This is a genomic window from Candidatus Aalborgicola defluviihabitans, from assembly GCF_016705985.1.
In the GTDB taxonomy this organism is placed as follows: domain Bacteria; phylum Pseudomonadota; class Gammaproteobacteria; order Burkholderiales; family Burkholderiaceae_C; genus Allorhodoferax; species Allorhodoferax defluviihabitans.
On sequence record NZ_JADJKN010000002.1, the window covers coordinates 617,862 to 636,726 of the forward strand.

20 protein-coding genes are annotated in these 18,865 nt (G+C 61.6%); 13 read left to right on the forward strand and 7 right to left on the reverse strand.

Translation table 11 applies throughout. The annotated features are described in order from the left end of the window. Window position 1: 1 nt before the first annotated feature. The 3 genes from IPI80_RS03365 to IPI80_RS03375 form a co-directional block, all read right to left on the reverse strand. Complete coding sequence (locus IPI80_RS03365) at window positions 2-1,114, reverse strand: efflux RND transporter periplasmic adaptor subunit (RefSeq protein WP_413857133.1); 1,113 nt, start codon at window positions 1,112-1,114, stop codon at window positions 2-4. Window positions 1,115-1,188: 74 nt separating this feature from the next. Further along, complete coding sequence (locus IPI80_RS03370; protein ID WP_413857135.1) at window positions 1,189-1,923, reverse strand: heparan-alpha-glucosaminide N-acetyltransferase; 735 nt, start codon at window positions 1,921-1,923, stop codon at window positions 1,189-1,191. A gap of 20 nt (window positions 1,924-1,943) precedes the next feature. Further along, a complete protein-coding gene (locus tag IPI80_RS03375) occupies window positions 1,944-2,399 on the reverse strand; it encodes a type II secretion system protein N (RefSeq protein ID WP_413857137.1) in 456 nt (151 codons plus the stop codon). Window positions 2,400-2,422: 23 nt separating this feature from the next. On the opposite strand from IPI80_RS03375, the gene gspG reads away from it, so the two are divergent. Genes gspG through IPI80_RS03425 form a run of 10 tightly spaced genes read left to right on the forward strand, consistent with a single transcriptional unit; the run spans window position 2,423 to window position 11,458 of the window. Further along, on the forward strand, window positions 2,423-2,884 hold the full coding sequence (gspG, locus tag IPI80_RS03380) for a type II secretion system major pseudopilin GspG (RefSeq protein ID WP_413857139.1): 462 nt from the start codon (window positions 2,423-2,425) through the stop codon (window positions 2,882-2,884). Next, complete coding sequence (locus tag IPI80_RS03385) at window positions 2,811-3,314, forward strand: prepilin-type N-terminal cleavage/methylation domain-containing protein (protein WP_413857141.1); 504 nt, start codon at window positions 2,811-2,813, stop codon at window positions 3,312-3,314. Before gspG ends, IPI80_RS03385 begins: the two co-directional genes overlap by 74 nt. Continuing rightward, a complete protein-coding gene (gene gspI / locus IPI80_RS03390) occupies window positions 3,311-3,688 on the forward strand; it encodes a type II secretion system minor pseudopilin GspI (RefSeq protein ID WP_413857143.1) in 378 nt (125 codons plus the stop codon). Before IPI80_RS03385 ends, gspI begins: the two co-directional genes overlap by 4 nt. Continuing rightward, window positions 3,688-4,368, forward strand: a complete 681-nt coding sequence (locus tag IPI80_RS03395; RefSeq protein WP_413857145.1) for a type II secretion system protein J — start codon at window positions 3,688-3,690, stop codon at window positions 4,366-4,368. The genes gspI and IPI80_RS03395 overlap by 1 nt, the downstream gene beginning before the upstream one ends. Next, window positions 4,365-5,339, forward strand: coding sequence for a type II secretion system minor pseudopilin GspK (gene gspK / locus IPI80_RS03400; RefSeq protein ID WP_413857147.1), 975 nt, complete (start codon window positions 4,365-4,367; stop codon window positions 5,337-5,339). The genes IPI80_RS03395 and gspK overlap by 4 nt, the downstream gene beginning before the upstream one ends. 18 nt (window positions 5,340-5,357) lie before the next feature. Beyond that, window positions 5,358-6,620, forward strand: coding sequence for a type II secretion system protein GspL (gene gspL / locus IPI80_RS03405; protein WP_413857149.1), 1,263 nt, complete (start codon window positions 5,358-5,360; stop codon window positions 6,618-6,620). Beyond that, entirely contained in the window at window positions 6,617-7,129 is a 513-nt protein-coding gene (gene gspM / locus IPI80_RS03410) for a type II secretion system protein GspM (RefSeq protein WP_413857151.1), read from the forward strand. The genes gspL and gspM overlap by 4 nt, the downstream gene beginning before the upstream one ends. Further along, window positions 7,129-7,932: a type II secretion system protein N gene (gspN, locus tag IPI80_RS03415; RefSeq protein ID WP_413857153.1), complete on the forward strand. Its 804-nt coding sequence runs from the start codon at window positions 7,129-7,131 to the stop codon at window positions 7,930-7,932. Before gspM ends, gspN begins: the two co-directional genes overlap by 1 nt. 17 nt (window positions 7,933-7,949) lie before the next feature. Continuing rightward, on the forward strand, window positions 7,950-10,046 hold the full coding sequence (gene gspD, locus IPI80_RS03420; RefSeq protein WP_413857155.1) for a type II secretion system secretin GspD: 2,097 nt from the start codon (window positions 7,950-7,952) through the stop codon (window positions 10,044-10,046). A 14-nt stretch (window positions 10,047-10,060) separates the two neighbouring features. Then, window positions 10,061-11,458 carry a GspE/PulE family protein gene (locus IPI80_RS03425; protein ID WP_413857588.1) on the forward strand — a complete coding sequence of 466 codons (1,398 nt, stop codon included), beginning with the start codon at window positions 10,061-10,063 and terminating at the stop codon, window positions 11,456-11,458. Window positions 11,459-11,480: 22 nt separating this feature from the next. Here IPI80_RS03425 and IPI80_RS03430 read toward each other — a convergent pair whose 3' ends face one another. Together IPI80_RS03430 and IPI80_RS03435 are read right to left on the reverse strand one after the other, a co-directional pair. After that, window positions 11,481-12,452: a lipase secretion chaperone gene (locus IPI80_RS03430; RefSeq protein ID WP_413857157.1), complete on the reverse strand. Its 972-nt coding sequence runs from the start codon at window positions 12,450-12,452 to the stop codon at window positions 11,481-11,483. 6 nt (window positions 12,453-12,458) lie between these two features. Beyond that, window positions 12,459-13,376 carry a lipase family alpha/beta hydrolase gene (locus IPI80_RS03435; RefSeq protein ID WP_413857590.1) on the reverse strand — a complete coding sequence of 306 codons (918 nt, stop codon included), beginning with the start codon at window positions 13,374-13,376 and terminating at the stop codon, window positions 12,459-12,461. A 286-nt stretch (window positions 13,377-13,662) separates the two neighbouring features. On the opposite strand from IPI80_RS03435, the gene gspF reads away from it, so the two are divergent. Next, window positions 13,663-14,895 (forward strand): type II secretion system inner membrane protein GspF, encoded by a 1,233-nt coding sequence (gspF, locus tag IPI80_RS03440; RefSeq protein WP_413857159.1) that lies wholly within the window; start codon window positions 13,663-13,665, stop codon window positions 14,893-14,895. Window positions 14,896-14,944: 49 nt separating this feature from the next. On the opposite strand, the gene IPI80_RS03445 is transcribed toward gspF, so the two are convergent. Continuing rightward, on the reverse strand, window positions 14,945-15,094 hold the full coding sequence (locus IPI80_RS03445) for a hypothetical protein (RefSeq protein ID WP_413857161.1): 150 nt from the start codon (window positions 15,092-15,094) through the stop codon (window positions 14,945-14,947). 126 nt (window positions 15,095-15,220) lie between these two features. Further along, window positions 15,221-17,203: a S9 family peptidase gene (locus tag IPI80_RS03450; protein ID WP_413857163.1), complete on the reverse strand. Its 1,983-nt coding sequence runs from the start codon at window positions 17,201-17,203 to the stop codon at window positions 15,221-15,223. A 162-nt stretch (window positions 17,204-17,365) separates the two neighbouring features. On the opposite strand from IPI80_RS03450, the gene IPI80_RS03455 reads away from it, so the two are divergent. After that, a complete protein-coding gene (locus tag IPI80_RS03455) occupies window positions 17,366-17,578 on the forward strand; it encodes a hypothetical protein (protein ID WP_413857165.1) in 213 nt (70 codons plus the stop codon). A 144-nt stretch (window positions 17,579-17,722) separates the two neighbouring features. Then, window positions 17,723-18,865, forward strand: coding sequence for an efflux RND transporter periplasmic adaptor subunit (locus IPI80_RS03460; protein ID WP_413857167.1), 1,143 nt, complete (start codon window positions 17,723-17,725; stop codon window positions 18,863-18,865).

Here is an 18,865-nt window from a genome sequence, read left to right on the forward strand (position 1 = left end):
CTCACTTGACCGAGTTACCAGCAGGTGCCGCTTTGGCAAAACCGGCCCGGATTGCATCCACGGCAATGCTTTCTCCGGGCTGAATACCGGTAAGCACTTCAACCCCTTGTGCACCCATGTCCGCCCCCAGGCGCACTGCACGCAACGAGAAAGCCCCGTTGACTACGCTGTAAACGGCAGTCAGCTCACCACGGCGCAACACAGCCGTTTGTGGCACCAGCATCTTTGCGGCCACGGCACCAGCAGACGCCTGTGCAAATCGAACCCGCACCTGCTGCCCGGGCAGTAGCCCACCACTGTCTTGGGGCGCCAATTCAAAACGCCATTCGGCGGTCTGGGAAACAGGGTCTGCCGAGGGCATAGCGCTGCGCGTCAGCGGCACCACCCAAGTTGGGTTGCCTTGCTCTGGCGTCACCAGTACCTGGGTTTGCACCGCGCTACGTACCGCTGTAATTCGTGAGGCAGGAACCTGCACCACCGCCCGCAGCGGCAGCGGCGCATAAACCGTAAGCAAAGGCTTGCCGGGAACGGCCAAGTCGCCTGCTTCAGCCTGCGTTTGCAAAACCCAACCATCGTACGGTGCCGTAACTCGCGTAAATCCCTGGGCAAGGCTGGACTGCAGGGCTGCAGCACTGGCTACATCACGCGCAGCAGCAGCGCCCTTGTACTGGGCTTGCGCCGTATCCAAGGCCGCCTGACTGACAAACCCCTTGCGTTGAAGATCTTGTGTGCGTTCCATCTGCGCCTTGGCGTTGCGCATTTCCGCATCCGCCTGGCTGATCTGGGCCTGACTTCTTTGCACGCCAGCCACGGCCTCCCGGTCATCAATGGTGGCCAACACCTGACCCGCACGAACCTTGTCACCAGGTTTCACCGCCAAGCTCACCACACGGCCAGCAACCTGTGCGGAGATGGTGCTTTGTTTGACCGGCTGAATGACGCCATCCAACTCATACACCGTCCCGATACTTTGGACCTGCACCACCATCGTTGGAACGGGCGCTGTTTGGGACTGTACCGAAGCACCCCATACCGAGGCTGCCACCAGCAAAAGCGCGTGTGCGCGCCACCGAGTTCCGTGGCCGCTTTGATATCGTGAATCTGTCCTGTTCATCTTGGCTCCTGTATACCTGCCATAGTATATACATACTATCGGGGGTATGCAAGCCGTCGGATTTCAAGCAAGCACTAGCGCAGCGCAACCACCAGCATCAAGCTGCCAATCAGCAGCGGTTGGTGGAGCATGTACCAGCTCAGACTCCAGCGGCCCATCCAGCTAAGTGCTTGAATAGCGGCGTTAGTGCCGGGTGCTGGCAATTGATCCATCCAACCCCGGTTCAACACAAGCTGGCCAAACGCCATACCCCACCACATCATGCCCAGCCACGGCAGCAATGGCACGTAGTCTTCGGTGATGGGCTTGTGGCTGATCAACCCAATCCAGTTGAGGGCATTGGCATTCCAGGTCTCGGAATACGGTAGTAGGGCATGCAATTCCGCAGAGAACAGGCCTGCTGCGTTGGCAAGTAGTCCCGCTAGCCACAACCACGCGCCCCAAGATGCAGTCATACGGCACACAATGAGCATGACTGCCATGCCGTGCAACACACCAAAATAGATCCAGCTATTGGGGAACATCAACGCAGACCCCACGCTGACCGCTACGGCACAGCCTGCAATCTGTAGCCAGCGGCGCCAGAACCGGCTCCAACTTTGGCCGGCATGCACAGCAATGGCCTGACCAAAGCCTGCACACAACAGGAATAGACTAAGGATGCAGGTGCGCTGCCCAGTCCACACGGGTGCGTGGTAGAAATTCTGGTGGATAAAACCAAAATGATTCAAATCAAACGCAAAGTGAAAGAGCGTCATCCACAACACAGCGACACCCCGAACGATGTCCAGCGCAGGCAATCGTCCCATTGAAGGCCGACTGTGCGCCATCACTGACTCAAGGGTGGCAGCTCCAGTGTGAGCCGGGCCGCACCCTGTGGGCCGTCGGCCAGAACGGCCTTGCGGGCAGTAACCGACTGCAACACCAGGCTGCCATCCACCACCGCACCCACGCGGTAGGGCTTGGCCGGCTTGCCATCCACTGAAATAAGCGCCGCCCCACTGTGTGCGGGGTCTGCCACTACCCCCACCAGCACATAGGGGGTCCGCGAAGACGCAACCTGTCCATCAGCTTGCGAAACCGGCGTGTTTCCGCCGCCCAGTGCGCGCGCCACCGCCTGTGGGTCCACCCCGGTAACGCCCGCACCCGCCATTGCAGCCGACACCGATACACTGTGGCCTTGCATGCTCTTAAGCACCCAGTAGGTGCCGGTGAGCGCCGCCAGCGCGGCCACTGCGAAAGTAACCATACGGACCCGCCAGATGGGAATAGCGTTTGTTTGCATTGCACGATTATGATGGAACGACCATGACCGCACGACCCACTTACCCCCTGACCGCCCGCTCCAAGCGACGCAGCCACCGCCCAACCGGCTTTACCCTCATTGAACTGATGGTGGTGCTGGTCATCATTGGTGTGCTTGCCGCGCTGATCGTGCCCAATGTGTTGGACCGCGCTGACGATGCACGTGCGACTGCCGCCAAGACCGACGTCAATAACCTGATGCAGGCGCTCAAGCTCTACAAACTCGACAACCAGCGCTACCCCACCGCCGCCCAAGGTCTGCAGGCCTTGCTTACCAAACCCACCGAAAGCCCCGTTCCGCCCAACTGGAAGCATTACCTGGACAAGTTACCCAACGACCCTTGGGGCCGCCCCTACCAGTACCTCAACCCCGGTGTGCGTGGCGAGGTGGATGTTCTCTCGTTCGGAGCAGATGGCCAGCCCGGTGGCGAGGGCAAAGATGCGGACGTCGGCAGCTGGGAATAGCGGGTTCACCCTGCTGGAACTACTGGTCGTGGTCGCCATCATGGCACTGGCCACAGCCGGTGTGGGGCTGTCGCTGCGCGACTCCTCGCAAACTCAACTGGAACGTGAGGCCCAGCGCCTGAGCGCCCTGCTCGAATCTGCACGTGCCCAATCCCGAATGACCGCCAACCCGGTTCGCTGGACCACCACGCCCACCGGTTTTCGTTTCGATGGCATCACCGACTCAGAACTTCCCACCCGGTGGCTGGGCGACGATGTCACCACCGCCCAGACCAGCACCCTGATTCTAGGTCCCGAACCTATCATCGGCCCCCAGCGCGTGCGCCTGGTTTCACGCAGCCAGCCCAGCCGCAGCCTCACACTGGCTACCGACGGCGTGGGGCCCTTCGCCATCCTGCCCGACACCGAGGCGGCCACCGCAACACCATGAAGGCGCACCGCCGACGCCCCGCGCTCATCAAGGGATTCACGCTGATCGAAGTCCTAGTGGCTCTGGGCATTGTGGCGGTGGCATTGGCAGCAGGTGTGCGATCCACCGCTTCCCTGTCCCGCAATGCCGAGCGCCAGTCCGACCTGCTACTCGCACAACTGTGTGCCGAAAACTCACTAACCGCCGTGCGCCTGTCGCGGCAAATGCCCGCCGTTGGCGATAACACCAGTGTCTGCGAACAGGCGGGGCGCAGTCTGGACGTGACCCTCTCCGCGCGCCCCACCCCCAATCCCAACTTTTTGCGGGTTGAAGCCCAGATAGCCGACCGGGCGCAGCCCCTGTTGACCCTGTCCACCGTGGTGGGACGGTACTGATGCCCCCCACGCGTAACAAGGGCTTCACCCTGATCGAATTGCTGGTCGCCATCGCAGTCATGGCGTTGATGGCGGGTTTGAGCTGGCGCGGGATTGACGGCATGGTTCGCACCCAGCACCTGTTACAGCAACGCGCGGACCAGTTGATGCGGCTGCAAGCCGGTCTGGCGCAATGGACTACCGATCTGGATGCCATGGTGCAGTTGCCCAATACCCAGGCGCTGGATTGGGATGGCCGGGCACTGCGAATTACGCGGCGCAGCAGCACTGCACCGGGTGATGGCCTGCAAGTAGTGGCCTGGACGCGGCGCACTGAGGGCGCATCTGGTCAGTGGCTACGCTGGCAATCGGCACCGGTTGCCACCCGGGCTGACCTGCAAGTCGCCTGGACCACCGCAGCCCGTTGGGCGCAGAACCCGGGCGATGCCGAAAAAGCCGCTGAAGTCCGCATCTACGCACTAGACCAGTGGCGGGTGTTCTATTACCGATCCGATGCCTGGACCAACCCGCTGTCCAGCGACGTTGCCATCCCTCCCCCCAATGGCGAGAAGGTACCTGGCCCGAACCTGACCCTGCCCGATGGCGTGCGCCTGGTGCTAACCCTGCCAGCCGACAGTGCTGTGTCCGGCACCCTGACCCGCGATTGGGTGCGCCTGACACAGAGTGGTGGCAAATCATGAGTGCAGCGCCGGTCCGCCCCCAAGCACGCGATCGCGGCGCGGCCCTGCTCACCGCCATGTTGACGGTGGCGCTGGTGGCCAGTTTGGCATCAGCCGCCCTGTGGCAGCAGTGGCGCAGCATAGAGGTGGAAGCCGCCGAGCGTGCGCGAAGCCAGTCGCTGTGGGTGCTCACTGGTGCGTTGGACTGGGCTCGACTGATCTTGCGCGAAGATGCCCGTTCCGGCGGTGCCGACCACCTGGGCGAACCTTGGGCCGTGCCACTGGAAGAGGCCCGTCTGTCCACCTTTCTGGCTGCCGACAAGGGAGCATTGGCAGACACCACCGATGCCGCCACACAGGTCTTTCTGTCCGGGCGCATCACCGACCTGCAGGGTCGCATGAACGTGATGGACCTGGTGGAAAACGGCAAGGTATCTGAACCAGCCCTGCGCGCGTTCGCCAAGCTTTTTGAACAACTCGGCCTGCCACGCTCCGAATTGGCCGGCCTGGCCGAGAATTTGCGCCTGGCCCAAAGCAATCCCGGCGAGAACAACTTTGCCGCCTTGATGCCGCAACGCCTGGAACAATTGCGCTGGTTGGGCCTGTCGGCACGCAGCCTCGCGCTGCTGGGCAACACCATCACCTTGTTGCCGGCGCGCACGCCGGTCAACCTCAATACCGCCAGTGCGGTCGTGCTGTATGCCTGCATTGCCGGGTTGGACATGGCACAGGCACAGCAACTGGCCAGCAGCCGCCAGACGACGCCCTTTCGAGCGCTGGCCGATGCCGGCAAGGTCGTGACGGCGGTGGCGGCTGAGCTCAACGACCAGCAACACAGCGTGACCTCGCAGTACTTTGAAGTCCAGGGCCGCCTGCGTATCGATCAGACCGTGGTGGAAGAGCGTTCGGTCGTGCAGCGCGAAGGCCTGACCGTCAAGACCCTTTGGCGCGACCGCGGCACCCAAGCAGCACCGACTGCCCCCCTACAATGAGCCTGCTCAAAAAAAAGCATGTCCAACCTGATCATCACCCTCCCCAACGGCCTGCCAACCACGACCGCGTCTTGCGCGGCCGTGTTGGGCGACGACATGGGTGCGGTGATTCGGCATGTGGAAGCGCCATTGGCCCTGCTGCCCGAGGCGGGCGAGAGCGAAGTTGTGGTCGTGGTGCCCGCAGAGCAGTTGTCCTGGCACCGCGTAGAACTCCCCAAGGGAACGCTGGACCGCGGCCTATTCCAGGACGGCAGTACCGCACGCCTGCGCACCGTGCTGGACGGCCTGCTGGAGGACCGTCTGCTGGACGAGCCCGAAAACCTGCACCTGGCCATCCAGCCGCAGCCCCGTGCCGGTGAACCGGTCTGGGTGGCTGCCTGCGACCGCGCTTGGTTGCGAGCCTGGCTGCAGGCGCTGGAGCAATCCGCACGCCCGGTGGCGCGCATCGTGCCCGCTCTGGAACCCGTTGCCAGTGGCACAACCGACGCCCATACCCTACACGCTGTGGGCACGCCCGAGCAGGCGCACCTAATTTGGGCCAGCCCACAGGGCGTGAGCGTGCTACCGCTCAACGCCGCCAGTGCCGCACTGCTGGCAAACGCCCGTGGTGATGTAGCCCAAAGCGATGTTGTTCCTGGCGAAATCGTCGCCGAACCCGGCGTAGCGGCGCTGACCGAACACCTGCTCCCGGGCCGCATAAGCTTGCAAACCGCTGCGCAGCGCGCCATGGCCGCCGCCCGGTCTGGCTGGGATTTGGCCCAGTTTGACTTGCTAAGCACCCGCCAAGCGCGTACCCGCAAGCAGTTGTCGTCCCTGGGAATCAGTCTCTGGCGCGCCCCACACTGGCGACCGGCCCGGTGGGCTGCGCTGGCTCTGGTAGTGGTCAATTTGGTCGGCCTGCAAGCCTGGGCCTGGAAAGAACAGTCTGCACTGCAGGCCAAGCGTGACGCCATCCGAGCCGTGCTGCTCAGCACCTTCCCCGATGTGCGCGTGGTGGTCGATGCGCCACAACAAATGGCGCGTGCGCTGGCCGACTTGCAGCGCCAAAGTGGGGCTGCCTCTAGCCTGGACCTGGAAACTATGCTGGGACTGTTTCAGACGCTAGCCCTCGAAGAATCTACACCTTCAGCTATTGAATTCATAGCGGGTGAGTTGCGACTTAAAACCCAGCCGATCTCTGACGCCCAGCTAGCGAGCCTGTCCACCCGGCTTCAGGCGCAGGGCTACGCGGCCCAAATGCGCGGCGACAGCCTGGTCATCAGCGTGGAGCGCCGTCCATGAACTCCACTCAACCCAGCCAAAACCCGCTGGCCGCTTGGCAGGCTCGCTGGACACAACTGGCACCGCGCGAAAGGCGCCTGCTAACCCTGACCGTGGTCGTGGTGCTGGCTGCGGTGCTGTGGCTGGCCGTACTGGGCCCCGCACTGCGCGTGTTGCGCACCTCCACGGCCCAGGCTGCGGCACTGGACGCCCAGCTGCAACGCATGCAGACACTCCAGGCACAAGCCAAGGCCTTGCAGCAGCAAGCACCATTGGGCTATGACGACGCTGTGCGGGCACTGAAGCAATCCACGCAGCAGACCCTGGGCACCACGGCCCAGATCAACATCAACGCCGACCGTGCCACCGTGACCTTGCAGGCCGCAGGCGCTGATGCCCTGGCCCAATGGCTGGCACAGGCCCGCCTGAACGCACGCTCTGTGCCGCTGGAAGTACGAATCAACCGCATCAGCACCCCGGCGGGCACCACCTGGTCGGGCGTGATGGTCATGGGTCTGCCCCCTCGGTGATGGCGATGGCACTCTCCCATACCCATCATTCAACAGCCGCGCCTTGGCGCTGGGCCTTTTCGGGTGCGGTTCTGGGTCTGCTGGTGGCCATCGTGGTATTTGCGCCAGCGCGCTGGCTGGCGGGAGCGGTAGAGCAGGCCAGCGGTCAGCGCGTGAGCCTGGCGGGAGCGCGTGGCAGTGTCTGGCAAGGCTCCTCACAACTGGTGCTCTCCGGTGGCATTGGAAGCGGCGCAGGGGCAGCGCTACCGGGTCAGGTCCACTGGCAGATACGCCCCAGCTGGAGCGGCCTGCGTATTGCCCTGCAGGCCGATTGTTGCGCCCAGCAGCCACTGGAGCTGAAAGCCACCGTCACGGGCTTAAGCAACCTGCGCGTGACGTTCATGGACGGTGCATCCCAATGGCCCGCCGGTCTGCTGATCGGACTGGGCACACCGTGGAACACGATCCAGTTGCAGGGCCAGCTAGAGGCCAGCACACAGGGCGTGTCCCTGGAGTTGGCCCCAGGGCGTCTGAACCTGAACGGACGCATCCAGGTGGACGCGATGCAAGTAACCTCACGTCTGTCCACCCTGTCTCCTATGGGCAGCTACCGCATCACCGTGCAGGGCGGCACAACGACCGGACTGCAACTGGCTACGCTGGACGGCGCCCTGCAGCTCAGTGGCCAAGGCGAATGGCTGGGCCAGCGCCTGCGATTCAAGGGCGTGGCCAGCGCCGCGCCAGAGCGCGTTGAAGCCTTGTCCAATCTTCTGAACATTGTGGGGCGACGCGATGGCGCCCGCTCCATCATCACCGTGGGCTAAGCCGGAGAGACCACCACATGAACACACCGATTTTTCAACGCCCCCGGTTAGCTATTGTTTCAATAGCTGCTTATGGACTATTGACGGGGGCTAGCGCTCTATTTTGCTCATCAGCACAGGCGCAAACGGCTCCAACTAGCACCGGCGTGACCAAACGCGGTGAGCCCATCACCCTGAACTTCACCAATGCCGAAATCGAAGCCGTAGCCAGAACCATGGCTACGCTAACCGGACGCAACGTGGTGGTGGATCCGCGTGTAAAAGGCACGATCACACTGACCACCGACAAGCCCGTGAGCCCGGCCCAGGCCTACAGCCAGTTCCTGGCCATGCTGCGACTGCAAGGCTACACCGTGGTGGATTCTGCTGGCCTGGACAAGATCGTACCCGAGGCCGACGCCAAGCTGCAGGGCGGTGCGGTATTTGACGGCAGCCTCGTGGCAGGCAACCAGATCGCTACGCAGATCTTCAAACTCAACTTTGAAAATGCCAACAACCTGCTGCCCATCCTGCGCCCACTGATCAGTCCTAACAACACCATCAACGTCAACCCTGGCAACAACTCCCTGGTCATCACCGACTATGGCGACAACCTGCGCCGTATCGCCCAGATCATTGCCGCCATGGACGTGTCCAACGCCACCGATGTAGAGGTGATCAACCTCCAGCACGCCATTGCGGTGGACCTGGCGCCCCTGGTGCTGCGCCTGCTCGAATCCGGCGGTGGTGTGGCCACGGCCCCAGGCACTCAAGCCGATGCTTCCTTCAAGACCACACTGCTGGCCGAGCCACGCAGCAACACCATCATCTTGCGTGCGGCCAATCCGGCACGCATGGGGCTGGCCAAGTCATTGATTGCGAAGCTGGACCAGTCCAGTTCCCAAAACCCCACCGGCAACATCTACGTGGTTTACCTGAAGAATGCCGACGCCACCAAGTTGGCCGCAACATTGCGGGCCGCCGTTTCGGGGGAGGCGCGCAGTCCGGCCACCTCCACGCCCGCCACTGGCACGGCGGCACCGGCGGGCACCACCACCAATACCAGCGCCAGCCAATCCACCACTGGCGGGCAGATCCAGGCCGATGCAGCGACCAACTCCCTCATCATCAGCGCGCCCGAACCCCAATACCGCCAATTGCGCGCAGTCATCGACAAGCTCGACGCCCGCCGTGCCCAGGTGTACGTGGAGAGTCTGATCGCCGAGGTCAATGCCGACAAGGCAGCCGAGTTTGGCATCCAGTGGCAAAGCCCACTGGGTAGCAATGGCGACGGCAGCGTGGGCCTCATGGGTACCAACTTCAGCATAGGCGGCACCAACATCGTGACGTTGGCCACCAAGGCACTTAGCGGTGGCGCTACGCTGGCCACTGGGGGCAATTTCGCAGTGGCCAACCAGGTCAACGGCGTCTACGTGCTGGGTTTTCTGGCGCGCTACCTGCAGGCCAATGGCGACGGCAACGTCCTGTCCACACCCAACCTGCTAACCCTGGACAACGAAGAGGCCAAGATCGTAATCGGCCAAAACGTGCCCTTTGTCACCGGCCAATTCACCAACACCGGTGCAACGGGTACCAGCGGAACGGTCAATCCGTTTCAAACCATCGAGCGCAAGGACGTGGGCCTGACGCTAAGGGTCAAACCACAGATCAGCGAGAACGGTACGGTCAAACTCACCATCTTCCAGGAGGTCTCCAGCATTCAGCTCTCCACCCTCAACGCACCCAACGGTCCGACCACCAACAAGCGCTCCATTGAATCCAATGTGCTGGTCAGCGACGGCTCCATCGTGGTGCTGGGTGGTCTGCTTTCGGACGAATATTCGAATAACGTCGAGAAGGTACCTGGCCTAGGCGATGTACCGCTGTTTGGCAACCTGTTCAAGAGCGAGACCCGCAGCCGCAAGAAAACCAACCTGATGGTGTTCCTGCGTCCGGTGGTGCTGCGCGATGCTAGCGCCACCGACTCTCTGACCATGGACCGCTATGAGCTGATGCGTGCTACGCAGCAGGGGGCTCAGCCAGCACCCAGCTTGTCGGTTCCGGTCAACGCCGGACCGGTCATGCCAACGGCGCCTATTCCGCGCGCGGAACAACCCACCCCCAAGCCGCAGTAGCCATGGCCCAGTCCGTGCAGTACCCCCTGCCTTACGCCTTTGCGCGCAGCCACCAGTTGCTGCTGGAGGAGGCAGACGGGCAGTTGACACTGTGGCTGCATGCGCTCGACAGTGAGCGCACCACCAGCGCCGTAGGCGAAGTCAACCGCAAATTTGGCATCACTCAGGTTCAAACCGAAGGCATTGAGGCCTTGAGCCAACGTATCAGCGCCGCTTATGCCCAAAGCGAGTCCAGCGCCGCCACCGTGATCAGCGAGGTAGAGGCCGACGTGGACCTCTCACGCATGATGCAGGCCCTACCCGCCATCGAGGATTTGCTGGAAACGTCGGACGACGCCCCCATCATCCGCATGCTCAACGCCCTGCTCACGCAGGCCGCACGTGACGGCGCCAGCGACATCCACATCGAACCCTATGAGCGCCACAGCAGCGTGCGTTTTCGCGTCGATGGCTCGCTGCGCGACGTGGTACAGCCCAACCGCGCCCTGCACGCCGCACTCATTTCGCGCCTGAAGATCATGGCCGATCTGGACATTGCCGAGAAGCGCCTGCCGCAGGACGGCCGCATATCTTTGCGCATCGGCACACGCGGGGTGGACGTGCGGGTCAGTACGCTGCCCAGTGCCCACGGCGAACGCGCCGTGCTGCGTTTGCTGGACAAGAGTGGCGGCAAGCTGAGCCTGGAATCGGTGGGCATGCAGGGTGATGTACTGCAACGCTTTGAGCACCTGGTGGCCCAGCCCCACGGCATCATTTTGGTCACTGGCCCCACCGGTTCGGGTAAGACCACCACGTTGTATGCCGCACTGCAAAAGCTCGACACCCGGCGTCAAAACATCATGACGGTGGAAGACCCTATCGAGTACGAACTTGCCGGCGTCGGGCAGACCCAGGTCAATGCCAAGATCGACCTCGACTTTGCCAAGGCCCTGCGTGCCATCCTGCGCCAGGACCCGGACGTGATCATGATCGGGGAAATCCGCGATTTCGAGACCGCGCAGATTGCCATCCAGGCCTCGCTCACCGGGCACCTGGTACTGGCCACGCTGCACACCAATGATGCGGCCAGCGCAGTGACCCGACTGACCGACATGGGGATCGAGCCATTTTTGTTGAGTTCTTCTTTACTCGGCGTATTGGCGCAACGCTTGCTCCGTAAACTCTGCACGCCCTGCAATGGCGCAGGCTGCCCCGATTGCGGACACACCGGCTACCAGGGTCGCACGGGCGTGTTCGAACTGCTGGTGACCAACGATGCCATCCGTGCGCAGATTCACCACCAGGCATCCGAAGCCGACATTCGCGCGGCAGCCCAAGCCAGTGGTATGAAACTGATGCGCGAGGATGGCGAACGCTTGGTACAGACCGGCATTACCTCGCGCGAGGAACTGGTGCGCGTGACACGCGACTGATCGCTACGGTAATTTCAATCCGCTACTCGTAGGCCGCCAGCCGAGGGCGCTCCGATTCACTGAACAAACTTTGCTGGAGTTGCACCAGCCTCGTCTGGCGCTCGGATTCCGTGGCATTGGCATCGGCCTTGAGCAACTTGGCGCGCTCATCCTGGTAGCGGGCAATCCGGCCTTTCCAGGCCGCTTCGTCGCGGTCTACCTCTGCTAGGCGCGCTGCAGCCTGCGGATCAAACTCTTTGGCGCGCATACGGTAGACGTCGTCTTCGCTGGCGCCTTTGGCTCGCAACTCCTGGGCCATCTGGTCCACACGAACCACCACAGAGCTCGCGTCACGTTCCTTGCGCAGGTTTTCAGGCATAGCCGCATCCATAGCGGCCAACTGTTGCTTTTTCTGTTGTTCACTCAGGTTCGGGTTCTGGCTGATTTCAAGGCGCGCCACGGCATCCATGTCGTAGGCATCTTCAAATCCAAACATGCCCGTCACTTCATCCGCACTGAAGTAGCGTGCACGCAGGTCCTGCATGGCCAACAGGCGTTTGCGGATGGCGGTCACGCCTTGTCCCGCCAACTCTAAACGGGATTCCAGCTCCACCAATTCACGCTTGAATGCAATGTACAGACCAAGCAGGCGCTGGGCCCTTTGCGCCTGGTCAGGTGGCAAGCGGCGTTGAAGTTCGCTCTGGATGTGGGCAGTAATGGCTTCGATGCTCTGCTCGCCCACCGTACTCAGATAGTAGTCGAACAGACGTCGGAGTTCCCCATAAGCCAGTGCGCCGGACACTGCAGTGCCGCTGGCTGTTTGCATGGATTGCAGGTCGCCATCAGGCAGCGTGTCCTGCAACGAGCGCACAAAAGGCGCAGGTTGGTGGGGCTGCGCCACGGATGGCGCAGTGAGTGCCTCAGTAGGATCGCTTTGCTGCCACCAGTAGAGCCCCATCCCGCTTAGTGCCAGGGCCAGCAGGCCCAGACCAACGCGGGTAGGGCTGAGTCGCATGGACGTTTACAGGCCCATACCCCGCAGCCGGTTGGCTTGCTGGCGGTACAGGGTGACCGGGTTGGTCTCAAAAATGTTGATCAGGCCCACGGTCTGGTTGACTTCGTCCATGTGGTTCATGGCATAGTCATCGCGGATGACGCGGCCCAGGTGGGTTGAGCAGCTTGCCACCAAACCGTCCGTCTTGGCACCGCCAAAGGCCAGCGAGGTCAGCGCCAGGGCCGGGTCCATGATGTCAAACACATTGGTGTAGGGCTTGGCGCCACTCCACGAGAAGTAAGACACACCCTTGACCGTGTAAGCACCTTCGCCGCATGCGCTGGTGGGTATGCCTTCAGGATGGGCCTGGTTGAACTTGAGGGAACCCGCCGTGCTCAGTGACTTGGCTGCCGCCAAAGCGTTTTGGCTTAAGCCAGAGCCGCCGCTGAGGAAATTGATCACCGTTGCCAATCCGTTGGTAACGGAAACGACTACGCTATTGGCCAGTGTTCCGGGAGGTGCCACGCCCAACAACACGTCCGCCACGGCCGATCCCTTGTTCACACCACCCACCGAAGTGACAGACGCCACCAGGTCCGGCCGAATAGAGGCCACGTAGCGAATAGTGGGGCCGCCATGACTGTGGCCAATGAGGTTGACCTTGGCCGCGCCCGTAGCCGCCAGGATTTGCTTGACCTGAGTGAGCAGTTGCTCGCCACGCACCTCGGTGCTGTTGGCGGCAGAGACCTGCGTCACGTATACCTTGGCCCCATCCGCACGCAAGGCAGAAGGAATGCCGTACCAGTATTCCACCGGGCCGATATTGTCAAAGCCAAACAGGCCGTGGACCAGCACGATGGGGTATTTGGTCTGGGTGTAGCCCGCCGCGAACGCGGAGGCCGGAAATAGTGTCAGGGCCAGCATGCAGGCGCCCAGCCAGGTCATTACGATTTTTTTCAAAATAATCTCCAGTTGGGCCGCAGGCCCTGGGGTTGAAAGGAATCCGTCCGATAAGGCAGTGCGACCTCTTGGGTGGGGGCGCTGTCGCAGGATGACCCGGCACCGGCCGCTGGTATCGGTCGATCCAAATCAAAAAAGCACGATCGTGCGTTTTCATTGATATTACTGGACTGTCGCCATCGTGTCATTCTGGAAAACCCGGATGACGTGAAAAATCTGGGTCGTGATCGACTTAGCGCATTCACGGAAATTCAGCGGATAACATCGAGCCATGCCCGCCTACACATTTGAAGCCCTGGACGCTGACGGCAGCACCCGCAAGGGCGTCATCGAAGCCGACACCGCCAAGAGCGCCCGCGGCCTTTTGCGGGCTCAGTCTCTGGTGCCCATGGTGGTGGAGGCTATAACTGCCGGTAACGCTGCCGGGGCGAACACGCCGGCCAGGGGCACCACGCTATGGAGCAGCCGGGTCTTTGGCTCCACCGCCCTGGCAATCTGGACACGCCAGATCGCTGGCTTGGTGGTATCGGGCCTGCCGTTGGAGCGCGCACTGACATCGCTATCCGAGGAGTCCGAAGACGAACGCCAGCGCCAACTGGTGGCAGCCCTACGCGCCGAGGTAAATGGCGGCACGGCTTTTGCCACAGCCCTGGCACAACACCCACGCGAATTCAGCCCGACCTATTGCGCCGTGGTCGGTGCCGGCGAACACAGCGGCAACCTGGGCCTGGTACTGGAACGGCTGGCCGATGATCTGGAGCAAGGTCAGGCGCTCAAGGCGCAGTTGGTGGGCGCTGCACTGTACCCCGCCATCGTGACACTGGTGGCCATTGCTATCGTGATGTTTTTGCTGGGTTACGTGGTGCCCCAAGTGGCCGAAGTGTTTGCCGGCAGCAAGCGCGCGCTACCCCTGTTGACGGTGATCATGCTGGGTCTGGGCAACTTTGTCCGCAATCAGGGTTGGTGGTTGTTATTTACTATTATTTTTATAGTTATTTGTGCACGTTTGGCGTGGGCTAGCGCCACTTTTCGTGAACGCTTCGATGCTGCATGGCTGAACCTACCGGTGTTGGGCAAGCTGTCCCGCGGCTACAACGCCGCGCGCTTTGCCAGCACCTTGGCCATGCTGGCCAGCGCCGGCGTGCCTATTCTGAAGGCCTTGCAGGCAGCGGCCGACACCGTATCCAACCGCGCCATGCGCATCGACGCGCTGGACGCGCTGGTACTGGTACGTGAGGGCGCGCCCCTGGCACAAGCCCTGGCACAGAAGAAGCGGTTTCCCGGCCTCTTGGCGATGTTTGCCCGCCTGGGGGAACAAACCGGCCAGCTCCCAGTGATGCTGGAGCGCGCATCTCGACAACTGGGCACCGAGGTGCAACGCCGAGCCCTGCAACTGGCCACGCTGCTGGAGCCGCTGCTGATCGTCGCCATGGGACTGGTGGTAATGCTGATCGTGCTGGCGGTGCTGCTGCCCATCATCCAGCTCAACCAGCTGGTGCGCTGAACTCAGGCCCGCTGGTCGACCTTGTGTACAAAGCGGTGTGCACGCAAAATCAGATGCCTTCAGCCACCCAGCGCCGTAATCGGGTCATACCACCAATTTTTGATGATTGGCTGCGACCCAAACTACTAATGCTTTCGGCCTCGGTGTCCTTTCCCGCTCGGCGCAGACTGGCAGCATGGGCCAGGTTCTTGATCGTCATACTGGGAACAGCATGGATCACATCGGTTAGAAAGCGGGGCGTTAAATAGGATGGAGCTGCCACCGATACGGTTGCAACAACGGGAAGTGGCGGCGCCCCAGTCCATTCATCGCTCGGTCGCTACTGCTACTGACTACCAGACAGCAGGGTCTGCTCCAGAAAACGTACCGTGGCATAGAACTCAAAGTCGGCATTGGCTTTGCGCCGAAATCCGTGACCCTCGTTATCAGCCAGCAGGTACCACACCGGTACGCCGTTCTTGCGTACTGCCGCCACCATTTGATGAGCCTCGGTGTAAGGCACGCGCGGGTCGTTCTTACCCTGCACCACAAACAGCGGCACGGTGATGGAGGCAGCATTGTTCAACGGCGCAATCTTCTCGTGAAAGGCACGCATTTCCGGGTCGCGCTCATCGCCATATTCGACGCGACGCAGATCACGGCGGTAGCTTTCGGTGTTGTTAAGGAACGTAACAAAGTGGCTGATGCCCACCACGTCGATAGCGCCGCGGATCAGCGGGCTGTAATCCACCGCCGTAGCCAGGCTCATATAACCGCCATAGCTGCCACCGGAGATGGCGATGCGCTTGCCGTCCAGGCGTGGGTGGCTGGACGCCCAGGTCAAAAAGGCACCGCCGTCTTTGACCGAATCCTTGCGCTTGAAGCCATTGTCCAAATCCAGATAAGTCTTGCCGTATCCCATAGAGCCGCGCACATTGGGCAGCAGCACGGCTACGCCCATTTCGTTGAGGAAGTAGTTATAACGACCCATGAAACGCACGGTCGACTGCCCCTCTGGACCACCGTGAAAGCTCACCAACAGCGGGCGCTTACCGGGAAACTTGGCCGCATCTGGCAGAAAAAGCCAGCCGCTGATGGTTAAACCATCAAAGCTCTTGATTTGCACCAACTCCGGACTGACGAACGTGTCGGGCTGCACCCCAGGCGCGGAGGCCGCCGTCGTCCAGCGCTCGGTCTTGCCGCTGGTTGCATCCAGCGTGTAAACATCGCCCGGACTTTGCGGTGAGTTGATTGAGAACGCCAGCGCGTTGCGCTGGGTTTCGTGCCACTTTCCACCACCCAATGAGCCACCTGGGATGTCGGGGCGTGCCATTTCCTTGCCGGTGATGCCGTCAAACAGGTGCAACTCATCGCGCCCGTTGACATTGGCCACGGACATCAGGCGCTGGCCGTCTGCCGACAGGCCGATATTCTCAATATCCCAGGGGATGTGATGCGACAGCATGGTGAGGGACTGATCACGCCGATCAAACACCGCCAGCTCGGAAAATTCGCCGCCCTGGTTGGTGGTAAGAAACAGGCGCTGGCCGTCAATGCTCCAGGCAAAACCGCTGTATCCGGCCGCTGGCATACCGGCTTTGGGCAGAATCTTTTCACGCGCACCGGTCTTGGCATTGATCAGGAACACGTCCGAATCATTGGGCGTACGGTACTGCTGCGCGGCAATAGTGCTGTCGTCCGGGCTGAATTCAAAGTTACCCCAGCCGCCACCGGGCAGCTCAGCTAAACGCGTGTGGCCCTCAGGTGTCAAGGGGTCCACCATTAGAAGAGTGGTGGCCACCTGGGCACGGCTGCCACTTTGGGCTGTTTTGTCCAGCGGGACGGATTCAACCAACAACCGGTCGCCTGCACGGGTCCAGGTGTAGCCGCTGCGCTCGTCCGGGTTGGAAAGCAGGGTGGACGCACGCGTGTCCAGGTCCATACGAAACACCTGGGTGGCTTCGTTGCCGCCCACATCGCGGCTGTACACAATGTACTTGCCATGCTTTGGCGCAAAGGAAGCCGATGACACGTAATCCGGGAAATCCGTGATCTTCTCCAGTTTGCCACCGGGGGTTTTGAGCCAGTAAATCTGGGCAATGCTGGCACCTTGTTCGCGGTGGCGCACCAGCATGGAGCGCTCGGCAGGGTGCCAACCCACAAAACCATAGCCACGGAACTCGGTGTACAGCGACACTTTGTCGGCGATAGCCTTGGAGATGGGCGGAATCCCGTCCGCCAGCAAATGGGTATTGGGCTGCACCACGTCCTGCGCACCCGCGCAGGCCACGGCAAGGGCAAATACGACACCAACAAACGTTTGTCTCATTCCTTCATCCTTATTGATTTTTGCAAACCTATTGTGATCGAGTCGCATCCCACCCCTGCAAATCAGCAGATCGTCACATGGGATGGGAAGTTGGTCGCAAACCTAGTGCGCCACGCGCCGCCCTTGCCTACATTACGGACCAACAACCAAACGGAGCCCACCATGACAACCCGCCGCACTCACCAAATCCTTGCCTTGATCGTGGGTAGTACCCTATCGGCTATCTGTCTGAGCACTGTGGTGGTCGGTATGCAACGCCCTGAGGCGCCCCGCCTGTACTCGATAGAATTGCCGACTGTCACCGTCGTCGCCCACCGGGCTGCGGCTCCGCAGGCTACCGCACAGGCCAACCCGGTTTTCGACAAAAACAGCTAAGCTTGCGGTTGTACATGGCCGCGATGCTAACTGGCCGGTGCCGCAGACTGGCGCCATAATCGCGACCTTGGCACTGTCACATTGACTCTGGTCAAACACTTCTTGCCCCCCAAAATCATTGATGTTCCCCACGGAAAGCTCTCTATGTTGCGACCTCTAATCCTAGTCATTGTCCTGCTTGCGAGCCTTTCAGCCTGTGACAAATTTCCGGGGAAAGGGGATAAAAAAGATGCTGCCGTCGCTCCTGCCAAGTTGGTCATCGGTGCAGAAGACATCATCACCGTGACCGCCAACGCACTGGCGTCGGGTCCGGTGGTAACCGGCTCTATCCAGCCCGAACGCAAGGCCGACCTGCGCGCCGAAGTGTCAGCAGTCGTGCTACAGGTACTAAAGGAAAACGGGGATGCTGTCCGCCAGGGTGATGTGCTGGTGCGTCTGGACCAAACCGCCATCCGCGACAGCCTGCACTCCGCCGAGGACAACGCCCGCAATGCCGCGCAATCGCTGGACCAGGCCGAGCGCAACCTGCAGCGTCTCAAAACTCTGCGGGCGTCGGGCATGACCTCGCTACAGGCTCTGGACGATGCTGAAGTGCGCCGCAACGGCGCCCAGAGCGAACTGTCTGCCTCCAACACCCGCTTGGTGCAGGCGCGCCAGCAACTGGAACGCACCATCGTGCGCGCACCGTTCAACGGTGTCGTGGGCGACCGCAAAGTGTCCGCCGGCGATACGGCCTCTATCGGCAAGGAACTGCTCAAGGTCATCGACCCCACCAGCATGCGCTTTGCCGGGCGCATTTCGGCCGACAAGGTGAGCCTAGTAAAGATCGGACAGACGGTTAGTTTCCGCATCAACGGCTATCCTAACCAGGAGTTTCACGGCAAGCTCACGCGCATGGACCCCAGCGCCAACGACGTGACACGCCAGGTGGAGGTGTTGGTCAGTTTCACCGACGCCAACCAGCCCCGCGTGGCCGGCTTGTTTGCCGAAGGCAACATTGCCACCGAGAAGGTCATGGCCATCACCCTGCCCGAGTCTGTGATGGTGAGAGCCGGGGACAACGTCTCGGTCTGGCGCGTCAAGGACAAGAAACTCAATAGGGTCGAACTGGCCTTGGGCGTTCGCGACGCCCGCACCGGTTTCTATGAAGTCCGCACCGGGCTGGCCGATGGCGACGTCATTCTGCGCAATCCCAGCTCCAACTTCAAAGAGGGGCAGGAAGCCGAAATGGCGACCAGGAAGCCCGCAGTCGCCGGTTCTGCTGCCGCCGCCGCACAAGGAACCTGA

Excerpts from the sequence above, each read along its gene's own strand:
- IPI80_RS03375 (WP_413857137.1), bottom strand. The coding sequence starts at position 2,399 with ATGCAAACAAACGCTATTCCCATCTGGCGGGTCCGTATGGTTACTTTC.
- IPI80_RS03455 (WP_413857165.1), top strand. The coding sequence starts at position 17,366 with ATGACAACCCGCCGCACTCACCAAATCCTTGCCTTGATCGTGGGTAGT.
- IPI80_RS03395 (WP_413857145.1), top strand. The coding sequence starts at position 3,688 with ATGCCCCCCACGCGTAACAAGGGCTTCACCCTGATCGAATTGCTGGTC.
- IPI80_RS03445 (WP_413857161.1), bottom strand. The coding sequence starts at position 15,094 with ATGACGATCAAGAACCTGGCCCATGCTGCCAGTCTGCGCCGAGCGGGA.
- IPI80_RS03460 (WP_413857167.1), top strand. The coding sequence starts at position 17,723 with ATGTTGCGACCTCTAATCCTAGTCATTGTCCTGCTTGCGAGCCTTTCA.
- gspK (WP_413857147.1), top strand. The coding sequence starts at position 4,365 with ATGAGTGCAGCGCCGGTCCGCCCCCAAGCACGCGATCGCGGCGCGGCC.
- gspI (WP_413857143.1), top strand. The coding sequence starts at position 3,311 with ATGAAGGCGCACCGCCGACGCCCCGCGCTCATCAAGGGATTCACGCTG.
- gspN (WP_413857153.1), top strand. The coding sequence starts at position 7,129 with ATGGCGATGGCACTCTCCCATACCCATCATTCAACAGCCGCGCCTTGG.
- IPI80_RS03385 (WP_413857141.1), top strand. The coding sequence starts at position 2,811 with ATGTTCTCTCGTTCGGAGCAGATGGCCAGCCCGGTGGCGAGGGCAAAG.
- gspD (WP_413857155.1), top strand. The coding sequence starts at position 7,950 with ATGAACACACCGATTTTTCAACGCCCCCGGTTAGCTATTGTTTCAATA.
- gspF (WP_413857159.1), top strand. The coding sequence starts at position 13,663 with ATGCCCGCCTACACATTTGAAGCCCTGGACGCTGACGGCAGCACCCGC.
- IPI80_RS03450 (WP_413857163.1), bottom strand. The coding sequence starts at position 17,203 with ATGAGACAAACGTTTGTTGGTGTCGTATTTGCCCTTGCCGTGGCCTGC.
- gspM (WP_413857151.1), top strand. The coding sequence starts at position 6,617 with ATGAACTCCACTCAACCCAGCCAAAACCCGCTGGCCGCTTGGCAGGCT.
- gspL (WP_413857149.1), top strand. The coding sequence starts at position 5,358 with ATGTCCAACCTGATCATCACCCTCCCCAACGGCCTGCCAACCACGACC.
- IPI80_RS03370 (WP_413857135.1), bottom strand. The coding sequence starts at position 1,923 with ATGGGACGATTGCCTGCGCTGGACATCGTTCGGGGTGTCGCTGTGTTG.
- IPI80_RS03365 (WP_413857133.1), bottom strand. The coding sequence starts at position 1,114 with ATGAACAGGACAGATTCACGATATCAAAGCGGCCACGGAACTCGGTGG.
- IPI80_RS03435 (WP_413857590.1), bottom strand. The coding sequence starts at position 13,376 with ATGACCTGGCTGGGCGCCTGCATGCTGGCCCTGACACTATTTCCGGCC.
- gspG (WP_413857139.1), top strand. The coding sequence starts at position 2,423 with ATGACCGCACGACCCACTTACCCCCTGACCGCCCGCTCCAAGCGACGC.
- IPI80_RS03430 (WP_413857157.1), bottom strand. The coding sequence starts at position 12,452 with ATGCGACTCAGCCCTACCCGCGTTGGTCTGGGCCTGCTGGCCCTGGCA.